Origin of the sequence: Enterobacter cloacae complex sp. GF14B (genome assembly GCF_004136805.1) — a bacterium.
Classification (GTDB): domain Bacteria; phylum Pseudomonadota; class Gammaproteobacteria; order Enterobacterales; family Enterobacteriaceae; genus Enterobacter; species Enterobacter hormaechei_C.
On record NZ_QFRV01000001.1, the window covers coordinates 153,066 to 171,642 of the forward strand.

Annotated in this window: 20 protein-coding genes and 3 tRNA genes; 17 read left to right on the forward strand and 6 right to left on the reverse strand. The window is 53.9% G+C overall.

Annotated elements, in window-relative coordinates; all coding sequences use genetic code 11:
• Positions 1-77: 77 nt before the first annotated feature.
• The 3 genes from DD606_RS00695 to DD606_RS00705 all read left to right on the forward strand — a co-directional run bounded on the left by DD606_RS00695 (position 78) and on the right by DD606_RS00705 (position 397).
• Positions 78-164 (forward strand) — tRNA-Leu (locus DD606_RS00695).
• A gap of 28 nt (positions 165-192) precedes the next feature.
• Positions 193-278: transfer RNA gene (locus DD606_RS00700), tRNA-Leu, on the forward strand.
• A gap of 32 nt (positions 279-310) precedes the next feature.
• A tRNA-Leu gene (locus tag DD606_RS00705) sits at positions 311-397 on the forward strand.
• Between the two features lie 42 nt (positions 398-439).
• Here DD606_RS00705 and DD606_RS00710 read toward each other — a convergent pair.
• Complete coding sequence (locus DD606_RS00710) at positions 440-709, reverse strand: DUF1435 domain-containing protein (protein ID WP_072139868.1); 270 nt, start codon at positions 707-709, stop codon at positions 440-442.
• Positions 710-925: 216 nt separating this feature from the next.
• On the opposite strand from DD606_RS00710, the gene DD606_RS00715 reads away from it, so the two are divergent.
• A complete protein-coding gene (locus DD606_RS00715) occupies positions 926-1,990 on the forward strand; it encodes a GGDEF domain-containing protein (protein ID WP_003856569.1) in 1,065 nt (354 codons plus the stop codon).
• Between the two features lie 95 nt (positions 1,991-2,085).
• On the forward strand, positions 2,086-2,874 hold the full coding sequence (fhuF, locus tag DD606_RS00720; RefSeq protein ID WP_003856570.1) for a siderophore-iron reductase FhuF: 789 nt from the start codon (positions 2,086-2,088) through the stop codon (positions 2,872-2,874).
• Between the two features lie 77 nt (positions 2,875-2,951).
• On the opposite strand, the gene DD606_RS00725 is transcribed toward fhuF, so the two are convergent.
• Positions 2,952-4,298 (reverse strand): PTS cellobiose transporter subunit IIC, encoded by a 1,347-nt coding sequence (locus DD606_RS00725; protein ID WP_003856571.1) that lies wholly within the window; start codon positions 4,296-4,298, stop codon positions 2,952-2,954.
• 328 nt (positions 4,299-4,626) lie between these two features.
• On the opposite strand from DD606_RS00725, the gene DD606_RS00730 reads away from it, so the two are divergent.
• The gene (locus DD606_RS00730; protein ID WP_003856572.1) at positions 4,627-5,085 is read left to right on the forward strand and encodes a YbaK/EbsC family protein; all 459 of its coding nucleotides are present in this window, start codon (positions 4,627-4,629) and stop codon (positions 5,083-5,085) included.
• Between the two features lie 37 nt (positions 5,086-5,122).
• Here the strand turns inward: DD606_RS00730 and bglJ are convergent, their stop codons facing one another.
• Together bglJ and DD606_RS00740 are read right to left on the reverse strand one after the other, a co-directional pair.
• Positions 5,123-5,755 carry a DNA-binding transcriptional activator BglJ gene (bglJ, locus tag DD606_RS00735; RefSeq protein ID WP_003856573.1) on the reverse strand — a complete coding sequence of 211 codons (633 nt, stop codon included), beginning with the start codon at positions 5,753-5,755 and terminating at the stop codon, positions 5,123-5,125.
• Positions 5,752-6,489, reverse strand: coding sequence for a response regulator transcription factor (locus DD606_RS00740; protein ID WP_003856574.1), 738 nt, complete (start codon positions 6,487-6,489; stop codon positions 5,752-5,754). Before DD606_RS00740 ends, bglJ begins: the two co-directional genes overlap by 4 nt.
• 390 nt (positions 6,490-6,879) lie before the next feature.
• Between DD606_RS00740 and DD606_RS00745 the strand changes: the two genes are divergently transcribed.
• The 9 genes from DD606_RS00745 to DD606_RS00785 all read left to right on the forward strand — a co-directional run bounded on the left by DD606_RS00745 (position 6,880) and on the right by DD606_RS00785 (position 14,173).
• Complete coding sequence (locus tag DD606_RS00745; RefSeq protein WP_003856575.1) at positions 6,880-7,656, forward strand: threonine/serine exporter ThrE family protein; 777 nt, start codon at positions 6,880-6,882, stop codon at positions 7,654-7,656.
• On the forward strand, positions 7,647-8,120 hold the full coding sequence (locus DD606_RS00750; RefSeq protein ID WP_003856576.1) for a threonine/serine exporter: 474 nt from the start codon (positions 7,647-7,649) through the stop codon (positions 8,118-8,120). The genes DD606_RS00745 and DD606_RS00750 overlap by 10 nt, the downstream gene beginning before the upstream one ends.
• Before the next feature lie 44 nt (positions 8,121-8,164).
• Complete coding sequence (locus DD606_RS00755; RefSeq protein ID WP_032608457.1) at positions 8,165-8,617, forward strand: MarR family winged helix-turn-helix transcriptional regulator; 453 nt, start codon at positions 8,165-8,167, stop codon at positions 8,615-8,617.
• Positions 8,618-8,701: 84 nt separating this feature from the next.
• The gene (locus DD606_RS00760) at positions 8,702-9,130 is read left to right on the forward strand and encodes an organic hydroperoxide resistance protein (protein ID WP_003856578.1); all 429 of its coding nucleotides are present in this window, start codon (positions 8,702-8,704) and stop codon (positions 9,128-9,130) included.
• Between the two features lie 124 nt (positions 9,131-9,254).
• Positions 9,255-9,800, forward strand: coding sequence for a primosomal protein DnaT (dnaT, locus tag DD606_RS00765; RefSeq protein WP_003856579.1), 546 nt, complete (start codon positions 9,255-9,257; stop codon positions 9,798-9,800).
• The gene (gene dnaC / locus DD606_RS00770) at positions 9,797-10,534 is read left to right on the forward strand and encodes a DNA replication protein DnaC (RefSeq protein ID WP_003856580.1); all 738 of its coding nucleotides are present in this window, start codon (positions 9,797-9,799) and stop codon (positions 10,532-10,534) included. The genes dnaT and dnaC overlap by 4 nt, the downstream gene beginning before the upstream one ends.
• Positions 10,535-10,618: 84 nt before the next feature.
• The gene (locus DD606_RS00775; RefSeq protein WP_015572603.1) at positions 10,619-11,101 is read left to right on the forward strand and encodes a DUF2501 domain-containing protein; all 483 of its coding nucleotides are present in this window, start codon (positions 10,619-10,621) and stop codon (positions 11,099-11,101) included.
• Between the two features lie 271 nt (positions 11,102-11,372).
• On the forward strand, positions 11,373-13,664 hold the full coding sequence (opgB, locus tag DD606_RS00780) for a phosphatidylglycerol--membrane-oligosaccharide glycerophosphotransferase (RefSeq protein WP_022650356.1): 2,292 nt from the start codon (positions 11,373-11,375) through the stop codon (positions 13,662-13,664).
• On the forward strand, positions 13,664-14,173 hold the full coding sequence (locus DD606_RS00785; RefSeq protein ID WP_003856587.1) for a GNAT family N-acetyltransferase: 510 nt from the start codon (positions 13,664-13,666) through the stop codon (positions 14,171-14,173). Before opgB ends, DD606_RS00785 begins: the two co-directional genes overlap by 1 nt.
• Positions 14,174-14,265: 92 nt before the next feature.
• On the opposite strand, the gene tsr is transcribed toward DD606_RS00785, so the two are convergent.
• Together tsr and hpaR are read right to left on the reverse strand one after the other, a co-directional pair.
• A complete protein-coding gene (gene tsr, locus DD606_RS00790) occupies positions 14,266-15,930 on the reverse strand; it encodes a methyl-accepting chemotaxis protein (protein WP_003856589.1) in 1,665 nt (554 codons plus the stop codon).
• 83 nt (positions 15,931-16,013) lie between these two features.
• On the reverse strand, positions 16,014-16,454 hold the full coding sequence (gene hpaR, locus DD606_RS00795) for a homoprotocatechuate degradation operon regulator HpaR (protein WP_003856591.1): 441 nt from the start codon (positions 16,452-16,454) through the stop codon (positions 16,014-16,016).
• A 268-nt stretch (positions 16,455-16,722) separates the two neighbouring features.
• Here hpaR and hpaG point away from each other — a divergent pair, with 268 nt between their 5' ends.
• Both hpaG and DD606_RS00805 read left to right on the forward strand, forming a co-directional pair.
• Positions 16,723-18,000 (forward strand): 4-hydroxyphenylacetate degradation bifunctional isomerase/decarboxylase, encoded by a 1,278-nt coding sequence (gene hpaG, locus DD606_RS00800; RefSeq protein ID WP_003856593.1) that lies wholly within the window; start codon positions 16,723-16,725, stop codon positions 17,998-18,000.
• Positions 17,997-18,577: aldehyde dehydrogenase family protein (locus DD606_RS00805; protein WP_129258071.1), on the forward strand; the 581-nt coding region annotated here is incomplete at its 3' end. The genes hpaG and DD606_RS00805, both read left to right, overlap by 4 nt.

Below are 18,577 nucleotides of genomic sequence, written 5' to 3' on the forward strand. Positions count from 1 at the left end.
ATTTTCTGTTGACGTAAAGCTGAAAACATCTAGAATGCGCCTCCGTGGTTACGATACTTTTACAGTGTCGATGGTATGCGAAGGTGGCGGAATTGGTAGACGCGCTAGCTTCAGGTGTTAGTGTCCTTACGGACGTGGGGGTTCAAGTCCCCCCCCTCGCACCATAAATCACGTTGATATTGCTCGCACTGGGCGAAGGTGGCGGAATTGGTAGACGCGCTAGCTTCAGGTGTTAGTGTCCTTAGGATGTGGGGGTTCGAGTCCCCCCCCTCGCACCAACGAGGCGATATCAAACCAGTAAGATGACTGTGCGAAGGTGGCGGAATTGGTAGACGCGCTAGCTTCAGGTGTTAGTGTCCTTACGGACGTGGGGGTTCAAGTCCCCCCCCTCGCACCAATTATCTTACATCCTCTCAGCAGTCCCTCTTATTTTTCTCTTTTATTTCAAACTCATCAGAATCACCAGCAGTCCACTGATTAGCGCCACGCATGAAGGCAGCAGGACATAATGCCGTAACTGTTTGTGCCAGATCATCGCGGATGTCACCAGCAAGCCTGAAACAATCATTGCTTTCCAGACATTAATGGGGAGATCGGCAAACATCAGCCCACCGATAATGGAACCAGGCAGTAATATTCCCCACCCACTTCCCAGCGCTTTGCTCAACATGGTTTCACCTCTCGCACTGATAATGATAACCAGTATCATATGATAGTAATTATCACTTGTCAGCAGGCGACGTAAGAAATTGCGCCAGCAATTGCTTTCCCATAATGACAGAGAATGTGTAAGGTGATAAATTGCCCACCTGTTAACTTCCGATAAAGTTTTTCTGATAATAAAAATTCAATTTTGTAGCGACCAATATTACACGACGACACCTTGCTCATTGTTTTAATTGAGTTTTAATAAAAACGCACGCATATGACATCACAATCCTGGCTGTCTTTAGTCAACAAGAAATATCAGCTATCTTTACGTTTGTTTTTATTTCTGAACGCCGCATCAGCATTGTTCTCGGTAACAAATCCTCTCTATTCCGTGCGTGTGTTATCAGTCCCGCTCTTTGCCGTACTGACTATCAGCACAGGCTTACTTATCTGGCACTGGAAAAACAGCACGCGAAAAATAAATATCCCTGTTGTTTCAGCTATTTTTGGTCTTTTATGGGCCTGGCAGATCGTCTCTAAATTTCTGTTAATCACGCACGATCACGCGACCTATTTAATGATGGCGCTATTAACAGTGCTTTTTATAGGGTCTCTGGCGTTCGCGAGTAATATTAAAGCCTTTACGTTACATTCATTTCCCGCCTTTATATCCTGCCTGTGGCTTAGCCCGTCCGAAAACTGGCTGAGAATGGCCTATTTTTTCGCGCTGCCGGTGGTCGCCATTGGTATCCACCATGTTCTTCAGCGGCGCAATGACCGTTTCGCCCAGGAGCTGCTTTCCGAACTGCTGGAGGAGCGCGAAACCCTGACCGATCTTAGCATGATGGACCCGCTCACCGGCCTGTATAACCGTCGCGGGCTGCAAAGCCGGCTGGAGAACCTTCCCAGGCCTGACGCTGGCGAGCACTTCGTGCTGCTGATGGATATCGACCACTTCAAAGCCTACAACGACCATTACGGCCATATGATGGGCGATCAGGCCTTGATCAGGGTCTCGGCTGCGATACGCGACGCCGTGCGCTCACGCGATGTTGTCGCCCGGTTTGGCGGGGAAGAATTTATGGTGCTGTTGAGTAACATCCCGCTGGAGCAAGCGCGCCAGACGGCTGAACGCATACGTCAGAAGGTTTACGATCTTAAAATCCCCCATATGTTTAACGAAAGCGTCGCCACTAACGTGACCATCAGCATCGGCATCGCCATGTTCGAAGGTGAAGACGTTGAGGGCGCGCTGGCGAAAGCGGATAAAGCCCTCTATGAAGCCAAGCATATGGGACGTAACAGCATTCTGCTGAGCGAAGAGCTTCATACTGCCTGAAACCGCCTTCACAGCGCCAGGATAAAACGCTTGCGCTTGGTTTTATCTATAGTTAGGATTGGCAATCATTATCATTTAGATTTGTAATCCACACTATGGCGACTCGTACCGCACACATCGTTGAGCCCCTGCTCTGGCGAGCTCCACTCTCCGCCGGGGAAACGACGCTTGCGGATGCCATTCGGGAAAAAATTGCCGTAACGCGCGCCCATCTGCTGGATTTCATCAAACTGGATGAAGCACCGCCGCATCATGCGCTGACGCTGACTGAGTGGCAACGTCCTGCCGAGCTGCGGTCGCTGCTGGCAACCTATTCCGACCATATTTATCGTAACCAACCTACCCTGACGCGGGAAAATAAACCGCTGTTATCCCTCTGGGCACAGTGGTATATCGGGCTGATGGTGCCGCCTGTCATGCTAGCCCTGCTGACCCAGGAAACGATGCTCGATCTCTCGTCGGAACATTTCCATGTTGAATTTCATGAAACCGGGCGCGCTGCCTGTTTCTGGATTGATGTACATGAAGATCCGAGCGCGAGACACCTGTCAGCGCAGGCGCGTATGGAACGGCTGATTACAAGAGCGCTGGTTCCGGTCATTGATGCGCTGGAAGCGACGGGAGAGATTAACGGCAAACTGATCTGGAGTAATACCGGGTATCTTATCCACTGGTATTTAACGGAAATGAAGCCGCTGCTCGGCGACGAGAAAGTGGATGCACTGCGTCAGAGCTGTTTCTTTGCCAGACAGCTATCGGATGGACGGGATAACCCTCTTTACCGCACCGTGGTTCCGCGTGAGGGACTTCTGGTACGTCGTACCTGCTGTCAGCGCTACCGTCTGCCGGACGTCCAGCAGTGCGGCGATTGCACGCTTAAGTAGTCTGGCCCGGCCTGATACCCGCAGTGAGAGAGAACAAACACTAAAAACGGCAACCTACGTTGCCGTTTTGCTTTTACCTAAGCGACCTGCTGATTTTCCTCTTCTCCATTACGCTGTGCTTCTTCCGCTTCCTGCTGAAGCAACTGTTTCTCGTACACCTTGAAGAACGGGAAATAGATAATCGCGGAAACGCAGGCCAAAACCAGCACCAGAATGGCTGCACGGAAATCCCAGCCCAGCGCCCAGGCGGCACCAACCGGAGCCGGTGCCGTCCACGGCACGACGGAAATCACGCGGCCAATCAGATCAAACTTCATCGCTGCCCATGCCAGCACGGCATTAACCATCGGCGCCAGCAGGAAAGGAATAAAGAACACCGGGTTCATCACAATCGGCGTACCGAAAATCACCGGCTCATTGATATTGAAAATGCTTGGCACCACGCTCAGACGTCCAATAGAGCGCAGGTGCGCGGAGCGGCTACGCAGATAGCAGAACACCAGACCCATCGTCGCCCCCGATCCGCCGATAACGATAAAGAACGTCCAGAAGGCTTCCATAAAGATGTGTGGCAAAGGCTGGCTTGCCGCCAGCGCGGTCTGGTTCGCCCCCAGGTTCGTCAGCCAGAACATTTGCAGCATCCCGGAGACAATCGCCGCGCCGTGGATCCCGGCAAACCACAGCAGGTGGCCAATCAGCACCGCCAGCAGGATCGCAGGCAGCGAGTCAGCCGCAGAGACCAGCGGTTTGAATATCGACATGATGGCCTGTGGGATCAGCATACCGAACTGCGACTGGATCAGCAGACTCAGCGGATAGAGCGTCAGCACCACCACCAGCACCGGGATCAGCAGATCAAACGAGTTTTTGATCATCGGCGGAACCTGGTCTGGCAGGCGGATCCCGATATTGTGTGCTTTCAGGAAACGCATCATCTCAACGCAATAGATCGCCACCAGAATCGCGGTGAAAATACCGGTCCCTCCCAGGCTATCGACCGGCAAAGCGCCTTTGGTTTTAGGGGCGGCGACCAGCAGGAACGCCATCAGCGACAGCATCGCGCACATGAACGGATCCAGCTGATGGGTTTTAACGTAATGTTTGCCCAGGTTGTAGGCAATAGCCGCACAGATATAAAGGGACATCACCCCCATTGTCATATCAAACGGCGTCAGAATTTGGCCTTCAAACTGCTTCGCCATATCCAGCCAGGCGCGAGCAAAACCCCAGGTGGTATCAGGCGAAAAAGGTGGGTAAGCGAACACTAACAGAAACGAGCCCACAATCATAAACGGCATCGCTGAGATAAACCCGTCACGAATAGCCATAACGTGACGCTGGGAAGAGATGCGCCCGGCAATAGGGCTAACATAATTTTCAACGAAGCGGAAAATCAGATTAAATGCAGCATGGTTGGCAGACATAGCAGATCTCCTGTCATACGTTCGTTTCGGACGTTCTCACGTCACACGTTGTTCCATACATCAGCGTCACAACCTTGCCGGATCGTGTACCTGCGGTACTGCTCAAACGGAATGGTTTCATAATTAGCTCTTATTATTAGATACAGGGGAAGTTACACACTCAGTATTAATCTCTGCATCACGCTCTGCAACCGGTTACTGTAACCGGTTTCTGTGAATGTGAAGGCGATCCAGAAATCGCCCCTGACGGATATTTGTTACTTAAGGGATATTTACAGCGACTAAATTCTTATGACAGATTACGCAGGATATTTGTCAGGAGGAATCAATGAGTTTGCAGTCTGTACAACAGTTTTTTGCCGAACACGCTCCGGATATAGAGATCATTGAGCTTAACCAAAGCACAGCGACTGTTGCCCTTGCTGCTGCCGCGCACAACGTTGAACCCGGCCAAATTGCCAAAACGCTGTCACTAAAAATTAAAAATGACGTGATTCTGGTGGTTGCAAAAGGCGATGCGCGTCTGGATAACAAAAAGCTTAAAGAGACATTCGGCGCAAAAGCCCGCATGCTCAGCAGCGATGAGGTAGTCACCCTGACAGGTCATCCTGTTGGCGGCGTCTGCCCTTTCGGACTGGAAAACCCGCTTTCTGTTTACTGTGACATCACATTAAAACAATACGCGGAAGTGTTACCCGCAGCGGGCGCCATCCACAGTGCGGTGCGTATATCGCCCGACAGAATGGCGGAACTGACCGCAGCAAAATGGGTGGATGTGTGCATTTGAACGATGCGCCAGAAGCACTCTGGCGCATCATTTAACGCTAAGAGAATGAAGGAACGGTGAGAGCGGAACGACGAACTTCCCGGGCAGGGAGATGCGCCAGGATATCCGCCGCATCCAGTAATCCCACGTCAGAATTGACGCCCAGCTTTACCATGGCGTTAAACTTATGCGCCCGGATAGTTTTAATATTGCGTTCAAGCTGTGCTGCAATTTCAGGGATCGAAAAACCCGATGACATATAACGCAGAATCGCCCTCTCGGTTGGGCTTAACATACGATTGCTAACACACCAGTGATTGTACATGTTGTCGTTCACCTGATGCGTTTCGCTGAGTAATGTCTTCAGGCCCTCCATTAGCTGCTTTAGCGGAACCGATTTACTGATGATTCCATGCAAGCGAGAAGGCGAAAGATGGCTGACCAGCCTCGCCTCCATTTCGTCAGAGGCCAGCACAATACGCTGGACGTCGCTGTGGGTGAAGGTGAGATCCCGTAAACAGGCAAGACAGTTTCTCCGCTCCTCACGCTCATCAGACAGTGAATAGATAACCGCATAGAATGAGATATCCGAGAGCGCCGCTTTAAAGCTGGCGAATCTGCTAAACAGGTGCACCTGGTAATGGCTCAGGCTGGGCATCGCAAAGAGATGCTTCAGCCCCACAGCGCTCATTGAGCAGCTTTCGATGACGGCGATATGTCTTGTTGCAGTGGTCTTTTCCATTCCTCAAACTCTCCATAAGCCGACATTAAACTGAGTTCTCGCATTCCCTGGGTACTGCTTATCCACGCGTACATATCGGCATTACTGCGAAGTGATAAGCGACGCATTGCACTGTTTTTCTGTGCGCTGATCGTTTTATTACTTTTATTCAGTAGTGTGGCAATTTGGTTGATTCCCCAACCTTTACCGAGTAAACGCAACACCTTGCGTTCAGAGTGAGTGAGTGCAATCATTTGCTCACTCTCCTCTTCAATATCGGGCGTTTCCGGTATTAATAACGTCTGGCTTATTCGCTCGGCACGTTCACTGCCCGCGCGAATAGCGTTAATGACGCCTTCAATAGGCTCCATATCTGAAAGCAGCGTGCTTTCCGGACGCATAAGAAGCTCTACTGCAAGCGGATAAAGAGGACGCGAGACAAGGAATATCCAGTGAATATCCCGATACTGATTCATTAATCCATAATACTGCTCAAGCGTGCCGCGAGGATTACGATACTCACCCGAAATATCGGCAATAACGACCCCGGCGCGACGCAACTGAAGTAGCGTCAACTCCTGCATCGAACGGCAGTACGTTATCTCAAAATCGGGAAAATGACGCGACATGACGCCACCTAACCCATTTTGCATAACCGGCACTCTGCTAATCACAACTCCGTGTTTACCATTCAATGGCAACATAGACCCTCCATGTCATGAATTCATTATTTAAGAACGAACTAACCCTACGAGGTTAAACACGTTTGTATTCCTTAGTACAAAACGGCTTAATATTCGTAAACCAGAAGAAATGTCACATGGGTTATGAAACGCCCAATACAGTCTTAATATCGCATAAAGACTACAAGAATTTAATTCTGGTTGTGTGAAAAGATCGAAAATATGAAATTAGAAATACTTAATATATTTTTTTTATAAATTCTCGTCACATATTCATTAAATAAATAAAGATATGGCCTCTTCGCCATGCTGGACACGCAACTGATCGCACAAATGTTGATCTGGCCCAGCGCAAAGGGCCCTGCCCTTTGTGTTAAAAGTAAGCAATCTCTCTTCTCTTCAGGGCGTTTCATGCAGGCAGATCGGTCTACGCAACGTGCTACCACGCGGCTATGTATTCAGTGCGGACTTTTTCTTTTACAACACGGGGCAGAAAGCGCCCTCGTCGAAGAACTTTCCACACGCCTTGGTCTGGCGCTGGGGATGGACAGCGTTGAGAGCTCCATCTCGTCAAATGCCATTGTACTGACCACCATTAAAGACGGACAGTGCCTCACCTCCACTCGTAAAAATCATGACCGCGGCATTAACATGCACGTCGTGACGGAAGTGCAGCACATTGTGATCCTTGCTGAACACAGGCTGCTCGATCTGCGGGAAATAGAGAAACGCTTCAACCAGATCAAACCTCTCCGGTATCCACGCTGGCTGGTTGTGCTGATGGTGGGACTCTCCTGCGCCTGCTTCTGCAAGCTCAACGCGGGCGGCTGGGACGGCGCTGTCGTGACCTTCTTTGCCAGCAGCATCGCGATGTATGTCCGCCAGTTGTTGACGCACAGGCAACTGCATCCGCAAATTAACTTCTGCATCACGGCATTTGTGGCGACAACCGTATCCGGCCTGCTTTTGCGCCAGCCTTACTTCGCCAGCACGCCTACTGTTGCGATGGCCGCCAGCGTATTGCTGCTGGTGCCGGGTTTTCCCTTAATCAATGCCGTCGCTGATATGTTCAAAGGCCACATCAACACCGGTCTGGCGCGCTGGGCGATAGCCAGCCTGCTGACGCTGGCGACCTGTATCGGGGTGGTAATGGCCATGACACTCTGGGGGTTACGCGGATGGGCGTGATCGATTTTCTGCTCGCACTGGCGCAGGACATGCTCCTGGCAGCCCTTCCCGCCGTTGGCTTTGCGATGGTGTTTAACGTCCCGCAACGTGCATTACCCTGGTGTGCGCTGCTGGGTGCCATTGGCCACGGGTCACGTATGATCATGATGACCGCGGGCTTTAATATCGAATGGTCGACGTTTATCGCCTCCATGCTGGTCGGCAGCATCGGTATTCAGTGGTCCCGCTGGTATCTGGCGCATCCGAAGGTGTTCACCGTGGCGGCAGTCATTCCTATGTTCCCGGGTATTTCAGCCTATACGGCGATGATTTCCGCTGTCAAAATCAGCCACTTTGGCTACAGCGAACCGCAGATGATCCTGCTTCTGAGCAACTTCCTTAAAGCCTCGTCGATTGTGGGCGCGCTCTCCATCGGCCTGTCGATCCCCGGCTTATGGCTTTACCGCAAACGTCCACGCGTATAATAAAATAGCTTGCAATTGTATCGTGCACTATCTATATTCATTTCATGGACGCAAAAATGAACGACACCACTAACGCGCTTCTGCTGGATAACCAGCTCTGTTTTGCCCTCTATTCGGCAAATCTGGCGCTTAACAAGCTCTACCGGCAACTGCTGGCGCCGCTTAACCTGACCTACCCGCAATACCTGGTGATGCTGGTGCTGTGGGAGCAGGATGATATTACGGTATCAGACATTGGCGAGCGGCTGTTCCTGGATTCCGCCACGCTGACGCCCCTGCTGAAACGCCTGGAAAGTGCAGGATTAATCTTCCGCCAGCGTTCCCGTCAGGATGAGCGTCAGGTCGCCGTCACCCTGAGCGACGCGGGTCGGGCGCTGCAACAGCAGGCCGTGACGATACCCCACGCCGTGGGCTGTGCAGCGCAGTGTGATACCGACACCATGCTGGCGCTCAAGCACCAGCTCGAACTTTTGCGCCAACAGCTTCATCGCGCGTAAGGCTATACTTTACGCGCCTGATTTTAACTTAATACATCGCGCGCTATTTAATAGTGCATATAAACGTAAGATGAGGAACCTGCCATGTCTTTAGAAAAAGTTGTTTACACTGCCAAAGCCAAAGCAACCGGAGGCCGTGATGGCCGCGCAACGTCTTCCGATGGCGTTCTGGATGTCAAACTGGGTGTCCCCAAAGAGATGGGTGGCATGGGGGGTGAAGTAACCAACCCTGAACAGCTGTTCGCTGCGGGCTACTCCGCCTGCTTCCTGGGCGCAATGAAGTTCGTTGCGGCACGCGACAAATTCGCTCTGCCAAAAGATGCCTTTATTGAAGGCGAAGTGGGGATTGGCCCGCTGCCAACCGGTTTTGGTATCGAAGCGAAGCTGAACATCCACGTTGAAGGGATGGACGCAGCGGAAGCCAAAAAACTGGTGGATGCGGCGCATATCGTCTGTCCGTACTCTAACGCGACGCGCGGCAATATCGACGTGACGCTGAACATCATCGCGTAATCAGCTCCTGTGATTTTAGCCCCGGTAAGCGTAACGCCGCCGGGGAAATCCTCTCCTTTCCTCTCCTCTCTCTGTGCTACCATAACCCTCAATCACGCCCGTAGTAATCAGTTGAGAAAGTGTTATGTCCTCCAGAATCCTGACCACCAGCATTGCTGGCATTGATGCCTTTATGCGCGATCCTCGCGGTGTGTTGACGCACGCCGAAGGCGGCACGCTCGCGGTATTTGCCGACAACGCCCCGGCGTTTTATGCGGTCACGCCGGAACGTCTGGCGCAGCTTCTGGAAATTGAAGCGAAGCTGTCGCGCCCGGCGAGCGATGTCATGCTGGATAATCAGTTTTTTGACGAACCCGCCAGCGCTCCGGTGGCCGTTCCAATGGGGAAATTTCCCATGTACGCCGGTTGGCAGCCGGACGCCGATTTTCAGCGGCAGGCGGCCTTATGGGGAATAGCCCTCGCGCAGCCCGCGACGCCAGAAGAGCTGGCGGCCTTTACCGCTTACTGGCAGGCTGAAGGAAAAGTCTTCCACCATGTTCAGTGGCAGCAAAAGTTCGCGCGCAGTCTGCAAATCAACCGCGCCAGCAACAATGGCCAGCCAAAACGTGATATCAATGCCTTTTCAGAACCGGACAAAAAAATCCCTGATGGATTCCGAGGTGCGAAATGAAAAACGTCGGCGACCTGATGAAACGTTTGCAGAAGATGATGCCCGCCAACGTGAAGCCCGCCTTCACCACCGGTGAAGAGCTGCTGGCGTGGCAAAAAGAGCAGGGTAAAATTCGCGCGGCTGCCCTCGCCCGCGAAAACCGCGCGATGAAAATGCAGCGCACCTTTAACCGTTCTGGCATTCGCCCTCTGCACCAGAACTGCTCCTTCGAGAATTATAAGGTCGAGTCGCAGGGGCAGATGAACGCCCTCAACCAGGCGCGCCAGTATGTGGATGAATTTGACGGCAACATTGCCAGCTTCATCTTTAGCGGAAAACCCGGCACGGGGAAAAATCACCTTGCGGCCGCTATCTGCAACGAGCTGCTGCTGCGCGGGAAGTCAGTGCTGATTATCACCGTGGCCGATATTATGTCCGCCATGAAGGACACCTTCAGCAACCGCGAAACCAGCGAAGAACAGCTGCTGAATGATTTAAGTAACGTGGATTTGCTGGTCATCGACGAGATCGGCGTCCAGACGGAGTCCCGCTACGAAAAAGTGATCATCAACCAGATTGTCGATCGCCGTTCGTCGTCAAAACGCCCAACCGGTATGCTGACGAACCACAATATCGACGAGATGACCCGACTTCTTGGCGAGCGGGTGATGGATCGCATGAAGCTGGGTAACAGCCTGTACGTCATCTTCGACTGGGACAGCTACCGCAGCCGCGTCACCGGCAAAGAGTATTAAGATATTTCCAGGGAGCGCCGGAAGAGCAGAGGTATATACTGAACCCACTTCTGGCCCAAAACGGACCTTGTTGAGTAAATCATTATGAAAAAACAGTTTCTTATCAGCATCCTTACTGGCGCCCTGCTGGTGACTGGCGCAGCGCAGGCCGCATCATGGCAGGAGTCGCTCTCCAGCGCAGCAAGTGAGTTAACCAAAGAGAGCGGCACGTCCCAGGGCGGGCTGTCAGCCTCGTCCCTCACCGGCCTGCTGAGTAACAGCTCCCAAAGCCTGAGCGCCGGCACGATGAACAATGCGGCGGGCATTCTGGAATACTGCGCGAAGCAGAAACTGGCTTCCGTCACCGATACCGAAAACATCAAAAACCAGGTGCTGGGTAAACTGGGTCTGGACACCCAGGAGCAGAAAGCGGACACCAACTATATGGACGGTATTCAGGGCCTGCTGAACGCGCAAAATGGCCAGCAGCTGAACCTCAGCACCCTTGGAAATTCATCTCTGGCGAAACAGGTGAAAACGAAAGCCTGCGATCTGGTGCTGAAACAAGGCGTTAATTTCCTCTCCTGATCGTCTCCCATTTTCTGCCACAACACGCCGGGTTTATTACGTTAGTCTTACACCGCGGCGTGAAGTGCGTTTTTTTATCCCCTGCCACCACCTCAGCCTCCGTATACCACGATGCGACTGTATTCAAAAATCCGATTTTATAAACCAAATCCTAACAACAGCACACTTTCGTGACACTAAAATTGCAGCTAAGCGACATCGCAATTACATTGTATTACCCAAAAAATAAGCAATTAGCCGGCTAAGCGTCCGGCATGATGAGGATCTGCTGTTGTCAGAGTTAATGTCCCTTGTCCTTTTCCTGGCTTCCATCGGCGTTTATGCCTGGAAAGCTGGTCGTCACACCTGGTGGTTTGTGGCCACCCTGGTGGTGCTCGGCATTTTTATTGTTTTAAACATTACGTTATATGCCAGCGATTATTTTACCGGCGACGGTATTAACGACGCGGTGCTCTACACGTTGACCAACAGCCTGACCGGCGCTGGTGTAGGTAAGTATATCCTTCCGGGTCTGGGGCTGGTGGTCGCCCTGGTGGGCATCTTCGCCGCGCTGGCCTGGGTTCTGCGCCGTCGCCGTCACCGTCCGCATCATCATGGCTACAGCCTGCTGGCGCTGTGCCTGGCGCTGGCCTCCGTGGATGCCAGCCCCGCATTCCATCAAATTACCGAGCTGGTAAAATCCCAGTCGCGCGATGGCGACCCGGACTTTGCGGCCTATTACAAAGAACCCTCGAAGAAGATCGACAATCCAAGACTCAACCTGGTCTATATCTACGGCGAAAGTCTGGAGCGCACCTATTTTGATAACGATGCTTTCCCGAACCTGACGCCAGAGCTTGGCGCGCTGAAAAACCAGGGCCTCGACTTCAGCCACACCATGCAGCTCCCTGGCACGGATTACACCATCGCCGGGATGGTGGCCTCCCAGTGCGGCATTCCGCTGTTCGCTCCGTTTGAAGGCAACGCCTCCGCCTCGATGTCGAGCTTCTTCCCGCAGAACATTTGCCTCGGCGATATCCTGAAAAACTCGGGCTATGAAAACTACTTTATGCAGGGCGCTAACCTGCGCTTTGCCGGGAAAGATGTGTTCCTGAAATCCCACGGTTTCGATCACTTGTATGGTTCCGAAGAGCTGAAAACCACGGTGGCCGATCCGGCCTACCGCAACGACTGGGGCTTTTACGACGATACCGTTCTGGATGAAACCTGGAAGAAATTCGAGGAGCTTTCCCGCGCCGGTAAACGCTTCTCGCTGTTTGCGTTGACCGTCGACACGCATCATCCGGATGGTTTTGTCTCACGCACCTGTAAACGTCAGGGCTACGACATTGACGGTAAAAACAACAAGTCGTTCAGCGCCGTGACCTGTAGCCAGGAGCATATCGCGGCGTTAATCGAGAAAATCAAAGCGTCGCCGTATTTCAAAAATACGGTCATCGTCGTCTCATCTGACCATCTGGCGATGAAAAACAGCGCCTGGGATGAGCTGAATAAGCTGGATCGCAGCAACCTGTTCTTTGTGCTGCGCGGCGATAAACCGCAGCAGGAGATCATTGCCGCTAAACGTAACTCGATGGATAACGGCGCTACCGTGCTGGATATTCTGGGTGGCGATAACTTCATTGGACTGGGTCGCAGTACGCTGTCGGGCCAGTCCCTGTCGGAAATCTTCCTCAACATGAAGGAAAAAATCCTCGCCTGGAAGCCGGATATCATTCGTCTGTGGAACTTCCCGAAAGAGATAAAAGACTTCACCATCGATCAAGATAAAAAAATGATCGCGTTCTCCGGCAGCCATTTCCGCCTGCCACTGCTGCTGCGCGTGTCGGATAACCGCGTCGAGCCGCTGCCGGAAAGCGAATACTCCGCGCCACTGCGCTTCCAGCTGGCGGAATTCGCCCCGCGCGATAATTTCGTCTGGGTCGACAAATGCTACAAAATGGGCCAGCTCTGGTCGCAACAGCTGTCGCTGTCCACCGACTGGTGCGTCTCTCAGGGGCAACTCGGCGGCGAGCAGACCGTGCAACACGTTGACAAACCGCAGTGGCAGGGAAAAACCGCGTTTAAAGATACGGTTATTGATACCGCACGCTATCAGCGCAACGTAGACCTGCTGAAAATCGTCGACAACGACATTCGTTATAAAGCAGACAGCTTCATCTTTAATGTTGCCGGCGCGCCGGAAGAGGTGAAGCAGTTCAGCGGTATTTCGCGGCCGGAATCATGGGGGCGCTGGTCTAACGCCCAGTTAGGCGATGAGGTGAAAATTGAATATACCCATCCGCTGCCGGAGAAATTCGATCTGGTGATCACCGCCAGGGCATTTGGTCCCAACGCAAACCGTCCTATACCGGTGCGCGTCGGCGATAAAGAACAGACGCTGACGCTGAGCAATGATGTCACCACCAGCACGCTGCACTTCGATAACCCAACGCGCAGCAATACGCTGGTCATTGTGCCGCCCGATCCGCAGTCCACTAACGAAGGGAATATTCTCGGTCACGCTCCGCGCAAGCTGGGGATCGGCATGGTGGAGATTAAAATTGTGAGCAGCGCTGGCTGATGACGGCGTTCACCCTTCGCCCGACGCGCATCGACGACGTCGCTGCCCTGCCCGCCATCGAACGTGCGGCGGGGCAGCGGTTTCGCGACGTTCCTGAGCTGGCCTGGCTGGCAGACAATGAGGTTATTTGTGTTGAAGATCACCTCGGTTACGCCGGACGCGGATTAAGCTGGCTGGCGCTGGCTGACGACAGGCCTGTGGGCTTTATTCTCGCCGAAGCTCATCCATCGTCGCTGTTTATTGTGGAACTGTCGGTTCACCTGGACTGGCAGGGACGAGGTCTCGGACGCCAGTTAATCGCCCGTGCCGTCGCGCATGCCCGCAGTCTGGGGCTGAACTCGCTGACGTTAACGACGTTTCGTGATGTCCCGTGGAATGCGCCCTTCTACAGGCGATTAGGGTTTGAAATGCTGACGACGCTGACGCCGGAACTGCGCCAGAAACGCGAGGAAGAGACGGCGCACGGTTTAGCGTATGGTTCCCGCTGCGCCATGCGCCTGCCTCTGTAAGATCGCCCGGTGGCGTTGCGCTTACCGGGCCTACAAAACCCATTTCCGCAGGCCGGGTAAGGCGCAGCCGCCACCCGGCAAAACGCACAGCGTCAGAACGTTTCCCAGTTATCGCCCGCATCTGCGGTCGCCGGTTTACGCGCCACTACCGGAGCGGCAACGCTTTTCGCGGAGGCGAACTCGCGCGCCTTCATCTGTTCCTGCTGAATACGGAACACCGCAACAGCCTGCGTCAGACGGCTCGCCTGCTCTTCCAGTGCCGCGGCCGCCGCCGCAGACTCTTCCACCAGCGAGGCGTTCTGCTGGGTCACGCGATCCATCTCAGCCACCGCCAGCCCAACCTGGTCGATACCGCGGCTCTGCTCGTCAGACGCAGACGCGATTTCGCCCATGATGTCCGTCACGCGCGTTACCGCATTCACGATCTCACCCATGGTTTCACCCGCGCTTTCCACCAGCGTTGAACCAATTTCCACGCGCCCCACGGAGTCTTCAATCAGACTCTTGATCTCACGGGCCGCCTGGGCGCTGCGCTGCGCCAGGTTTCGGACTTCACCTGCAACCACCGCAAAGCCGCGGCCCTGCTCGCCCGCACGCGCCGCTTCTACCGCCGCGTTCAGCGCCAGAATATTGGTCTGGAAGGCAATCCCGTCGATCACGCTGATGATATCGGCGATTTTCTGCGAACTGCCGGCGATATCGCGCATGGTCTGCACCACGTTATCCACCACCTTGCCGCCTTTCTGCGCGGTTTCAGACGCGCTCAGGGCCAGGTTGCTCGCCTGACGGGCGTTCTCGGCGTTCTGCTTCACGGTGGCAGTCAGCTGTTCCATGCTGGCGGCCGTCTCTTCCAGAGAGGCAGCCTGCTGTTCGGTACGGGATGAGAGATCGTTATTGCCCATCGAGATTTCGCTCGCACCGCTGTAAATGGCGTTTGCGCCGTTACGCACGTCACCCACGGTACGCACCAGCTCGCCCTGCATGTGGCGCAGGGAGTCAGCCAGTTCCCCCATCTCGTTGGAGCCTTCCACGTCGATGCGCTTCACCAGGTCGCCGCTGGCGATATGACGAATGCTGTCAATCAGACGGTTCAGCGGCGAAATCAGCGCCTGACGAATACCCAGCCAGACGGCAACAATCACCACCAGCACCGCAGCCAGCACGCTAATCAGCACCCAGATAGCCTGGCGGTAAGAACTGTTGCTGTCTTCAACCGCGGTCTGATACAGCGCGTCGTTCTGTTGCAGGTAGGTGACGTACTGCTTCTCAAAGCCATCCTGATAGCTCTGGGTCGGCTGGTCGAAGAACTCATTGATCTTGCCCGCCCCCAGCAGCTGGATCAGCTCGGCCAGCGCGCCGTGGTAGATATCGTAATTACGTTTGATTTCCAGTGCCGCAGCGTCGCTCTGACGCGGGTCGCGCGGCAGCGCTTCGTAATCCGCCCAGTTTTTTTCCGCCTGTTTCAGAGACGCAGAGGCAATCTGCATCAGCTCGGCGACGGTTGAGCCGCTGCCGATATTGTTCTGATCCATCATATAGCGGATACCCGCGCGGTTCAGAGTGTTACGGGTTTGCAGCAGCGCCACCCAGCTACCGTTCAGGGTGGATTGTTGCTGGCGAATGGTTTGCAGGATGGTGAAATTCTCTTTGTCATGCTTCAGGGCATTGAAGAAAAGACCACCGGATGTGAGTTGTAAAAGGCCAAATATCGCTAAAACCAGCAGTAAGCTGGTGACAATCTTGATACGATTTAACATGTTTTCTCTTTCCTCAGACAGATACAGAATTTTCGGCCTGGAAAGGGAAAACTTTACGAAAATCATCCTGGAATTTAGGGTTTTTACTCTTCGTCCCGCGCGGCAATATGTCGGTTTCCAAGTTCAATAAATTCTTCCAGCAGCGCCGTGAGCTGCGTCATCTTCTCCGGGGTATATTCCGCCTCAATCTGCTGGTACGCCTCTTCCACCTGAGCCTGAGCACGCTGGTACAGCGCGTTGCCTTCTTTCGTCAGCGATACGTACAGCTTGCGCTGGTCATTCACCGGCTTTAAGCGCAGCACCAGACCGTCGCGCTCCATCCGCGTCAGAATGCCGGTCAGGCTTGGGCGCAAAATGCAGGTGCGGAACGCCAGATCGTGAAAATCCATGGAGGGATGCTCGGCCAGCACGCGGACGATACGCCACTGCTGCTCGGTCAGATTATGCCGCTTCACTATCGGGCGGAAGTAGCCCATCGCCGCTTCACGCGCCTGCAACAGCGCGATGGTTAATGAGTCATGCATCACCTTCCCCTTACATCATTAACAAGTAAACAATTTAAAATAGATGCTTTTATAGACAACACGTTGTAACCCAAAAAGTCTAACAGAAACAACGCAATTTTTTTAATCCATTGAATTAAAAGATAATTAACTCATTTATGTAAATTTATTGTTATTCATATCACAAATTATTCACTTCTGATTGCGAAACGAACAGCAAAAGCATAAAACCAGATCATTAACATATTAATGAAATCAAAACCGGACAGCCGGTTTGAGGAGTATGGGAATGAAAGGTACTGTTTTTGCCGTAGCGCTAAACCACCAAAGCCAGCGTGCAGCCTGGGCTGAGGCGTTTGAAAAAGCCCCCTATAACGCGCCGCCAAAAACGGCGGTGTGGTTTATCAAGCCACATAACACCGTTATTCGCGCAGGCGAGCCGATTCCCTTCCCACAGGGAGAAACCGTGTTAAGCGGCGCAACGGTGGCGCTGGTGGTGGGCAAAACCGCCAGCAAAGTCCGCGTTGAAGAGGCGGCGGCGTACATCGCTGGCTACGCGCTGGCCAACGAAATCAGCCTGCCGGAAGAGAGCTTCTACCGTCCGGCGATCAAGGCCAAATGTCGGGATGGATTTTGCCCGCTCGGCGAACCTGTCGCCGTTGATAACGTGGACAACCTGACCATCATCACCGAGATCAACGGTCGCGAAGCGGACCACTGGAACACGGCCGATCTGCACCGCAACGCCGCCGAACTGCTGAGCGCGCTGAGCGAATTTGCCACCCTGAACCCCGGCGATGCGATATTGCTCGGTACCCCACAAAGCCGTGTCGAAATTCGCCCGGGCGATCGGGTACGCATTCTGGCAGAGGGATTTCCGCCGCTGGAAAACCCGGTGGTAGTGGAACGCGACGTTACCATTGCTTCGCGCACGCCGCCGCACGCCACGCTGTTCGCACTCGGCCTGAACTACGCCGATCACGCCAGCGAGCTGGACTTCAAACCGCCTACCGAGCCGCTGGTGTTTATCAAAGCGCCGAACACCTTTAATGGCGACAACCAGACCTCGGTGCGCCCAAACAACATTGAATACATGCATTACGAAGCCGAGCTGGTGGTGGTCATCGGTAAAACCGCGCGTAAGGTCAGCGAAGCCGAGGCGATGGACTATGTTGCGGGCTACACGGTGTGCAACGACTACGCCATCCGCGATTATCTCGAAAACTACTATCGCCCAAACCTGCGGGTGAAAAGCCGCGACGGGCTGACCCCCATTAACCCGAACGTGGTACCAAAAGAAGCCATCCCTGACCCGCACAACCTTCGTCTTCGCACCTACGTTAACGGTGAACTGCGTCAGGAAGGCACCACCGCCGATCTCATTTTCAGCATCCCATTCCTGATTGCGTATCTGAGCGATTTCATGACCCTGCAACCGGGCGACATGATTGCCACCGGCACGCCGAAGGGGCTGTCCGACGTGGTACCGGGCGATGAAGTGGTGGTGGAAGTGGAGGGCGTAGGCCGTCTGGTAAACCGAATTGTCAGTGAGGAGACTGCAAAATGAAAAAGATTAACCACTGGATCAACGGGAAAAACGTCGCCGGAAGTGAGTACTTCCAAACCACTAACCCGGCCTCCGGCGAGGTGCTGGCTGAAGTAGCCTCCGGGGGCGAAGCCGAAATCCATCAGGCCGTTGCCGCCGCCAAAGAGGCGTTCCCGAAATGGGCCAACCTGCCGATGAAGGAGCGTGCGCGCCTGATGCGTCGCCTGGGGGATCTGATTGACCAGAACGTGCCGGACATTGCCGCGATGGAGACCGCCGACACCGGCCTGCCGATCCACCAGACCAAAAACGTGCTCATTCCGCGCGCCTCGCACAACTTCGAGTTCTTCGCCGAGGTGTGCCAGCAGATGAACGGCAAAACCTACCCGGTCGACGACAAGATGCTCAACTACACCCTGGTGCAGCCGGTGGGTGTCTGCGCGCTGGTGTCGCCGTGGAACGTGCCGTTTATGACCGCCACCTGGAAGGTCGCGCCCTGTCTCGCGCTGGGTAACACCGCGGTGCTGAAGATGTCTGAACTCTCCCCGCTGACCGCCGACCGTCTGGGCGAGCTGGCCCTCGAAGCGGGCATTCCGGC

What these genes read in the sequence shown, in the direction of transcription:
- DD606_RS00785 (WP_003856587.1), top strand. Translation starts at nt 13,664, where the DNA reads ATGACGGCGTTCACCCTTCGCCCGACGCGCATCGACGACGTCGCTGCC.
- DD606_RS00745 (WP_003856575.1), top strand. Translation starts at nt 6,880, where the DNA reads ATGCAGGCAGATCGGTCTACGCAACGTGCTACCACGCGGCTATGTATT.
- DD606_RS00710 (WP_072139868.1), bottom strand. Translation starts at nt 709, where the DNA reads ATGATACTGGTTATCATTATCAGTGCGAGAGGTGAAACCATGTTGAGC.
- DD606_RS00740 (WP_003856574.1), bottom strand. Translation starts at nt 6,489, where the DNA reads ATGTTGCCATTGAATGGTAAACACGGAGTTGTGATTAGCAGAGTGCCG.
- hpaG (WP_003856593.1), top strand. Translation starts at nt 16,723, where the DNA reads ATGAAAGGTACTGTTTTTGCCGTAGCGCTAAACCACCAAAGCCAGCGT.
- fhuF (WP_003856570.1), top strand. Translation starts at nt 2,086, where the DNA reads ATGGCGACTCGTACCGCACACATCGTTGAGCCCCTGCTCTGGCGAGCT.
- DD606_RS00730 (WP_003856572.1), top strand. Translation starts at nt 4,627, where the DNA reads ATGAGTTTGCAGTCTGTACAACAGTTTTTTGCCGAACACGCTCCGGAT.
- dnaC (WP_003856580.1), top strand. Translation starts at nt 9,797, where the DNA reads ATGAAAAACGTCGGCGACCTGATGAAACGTTTGCAGAAGATGATGCCC.
- DD606_RS00715 (WP_003856569.1), top strand. Translation starts at nt 926, where the DNA reads ATGACATCACAATCCTGGCTGTCTTTAGTCAACAAGAAATATCAGCTA.
- DD606_RS00775 (WP_015572603.1), top strand. Translation starts at nt 10,619, where the DNA reads ATGAAAAAACAGTTTCTTATCAGCATCCTTACTGGCGCCCTGCTGGTG.
- dnaT (WP_003856579.1), top strand. Translation starts at nt 9,255, where the DNA reads ATGTCCTCCAGAATCCTGACCACCAGCATTGCTGGCATTGATGCCTTT.
- DD606_RS00755 (WP_032608457.1), top strand. Translation starts at nt 8,165, where the DNA reads ATGGACGCAAAAATGAACGACACCACTAACGCGCTTCTGCTGGATAAC.
- tsr (WP_003856589.1), bottom strand. Translation starts at nt 15,930, where the DNA reads ATGTTAAATCGTATCAAGATTGTCACCAGCTTACTGCTGGTTTTAGCG.
- bglJ (WP_003856573.1), bottom strand. Translation starts at nt 5,755, where the DNA reads ATGAGCGCTGTGGGGCTGAAGCATCTCTTTGCGATGCCCAGCCTGAGC.
- hpaR (WP_003856591.1), bottom strand. Translation starts at nt 16,454, where the DNA reads ATGCATGACTCATTAACCATCGCGCTGTTGCAGGCGCGTGAAGCGGCG.
- DD606_RS00725 (WP_003856571.1), bottom strand. Translation starts at nt 4,298, where the DNA reads ATGTCTGCCAACCATGCTGCATTTAATCTGATTTTCCGCTTCGTTGAA.
- DD606_RS00750 (WP_003856576.1), top strand. Translation starts at nt 7,647, where the DNA reads ATGGGCGTGATCGATTTTCTGCTCGCACTGGCGCAGGACATGCTCCTG.
- DD606_RS00760 (WP_003856578.1), top strand. Translation starts at nt 8,702, where the DNA reads ATGTCTTTAGAAAAAGTTGTTTACACTGCCAAAGCCAAAGCAACCGGA.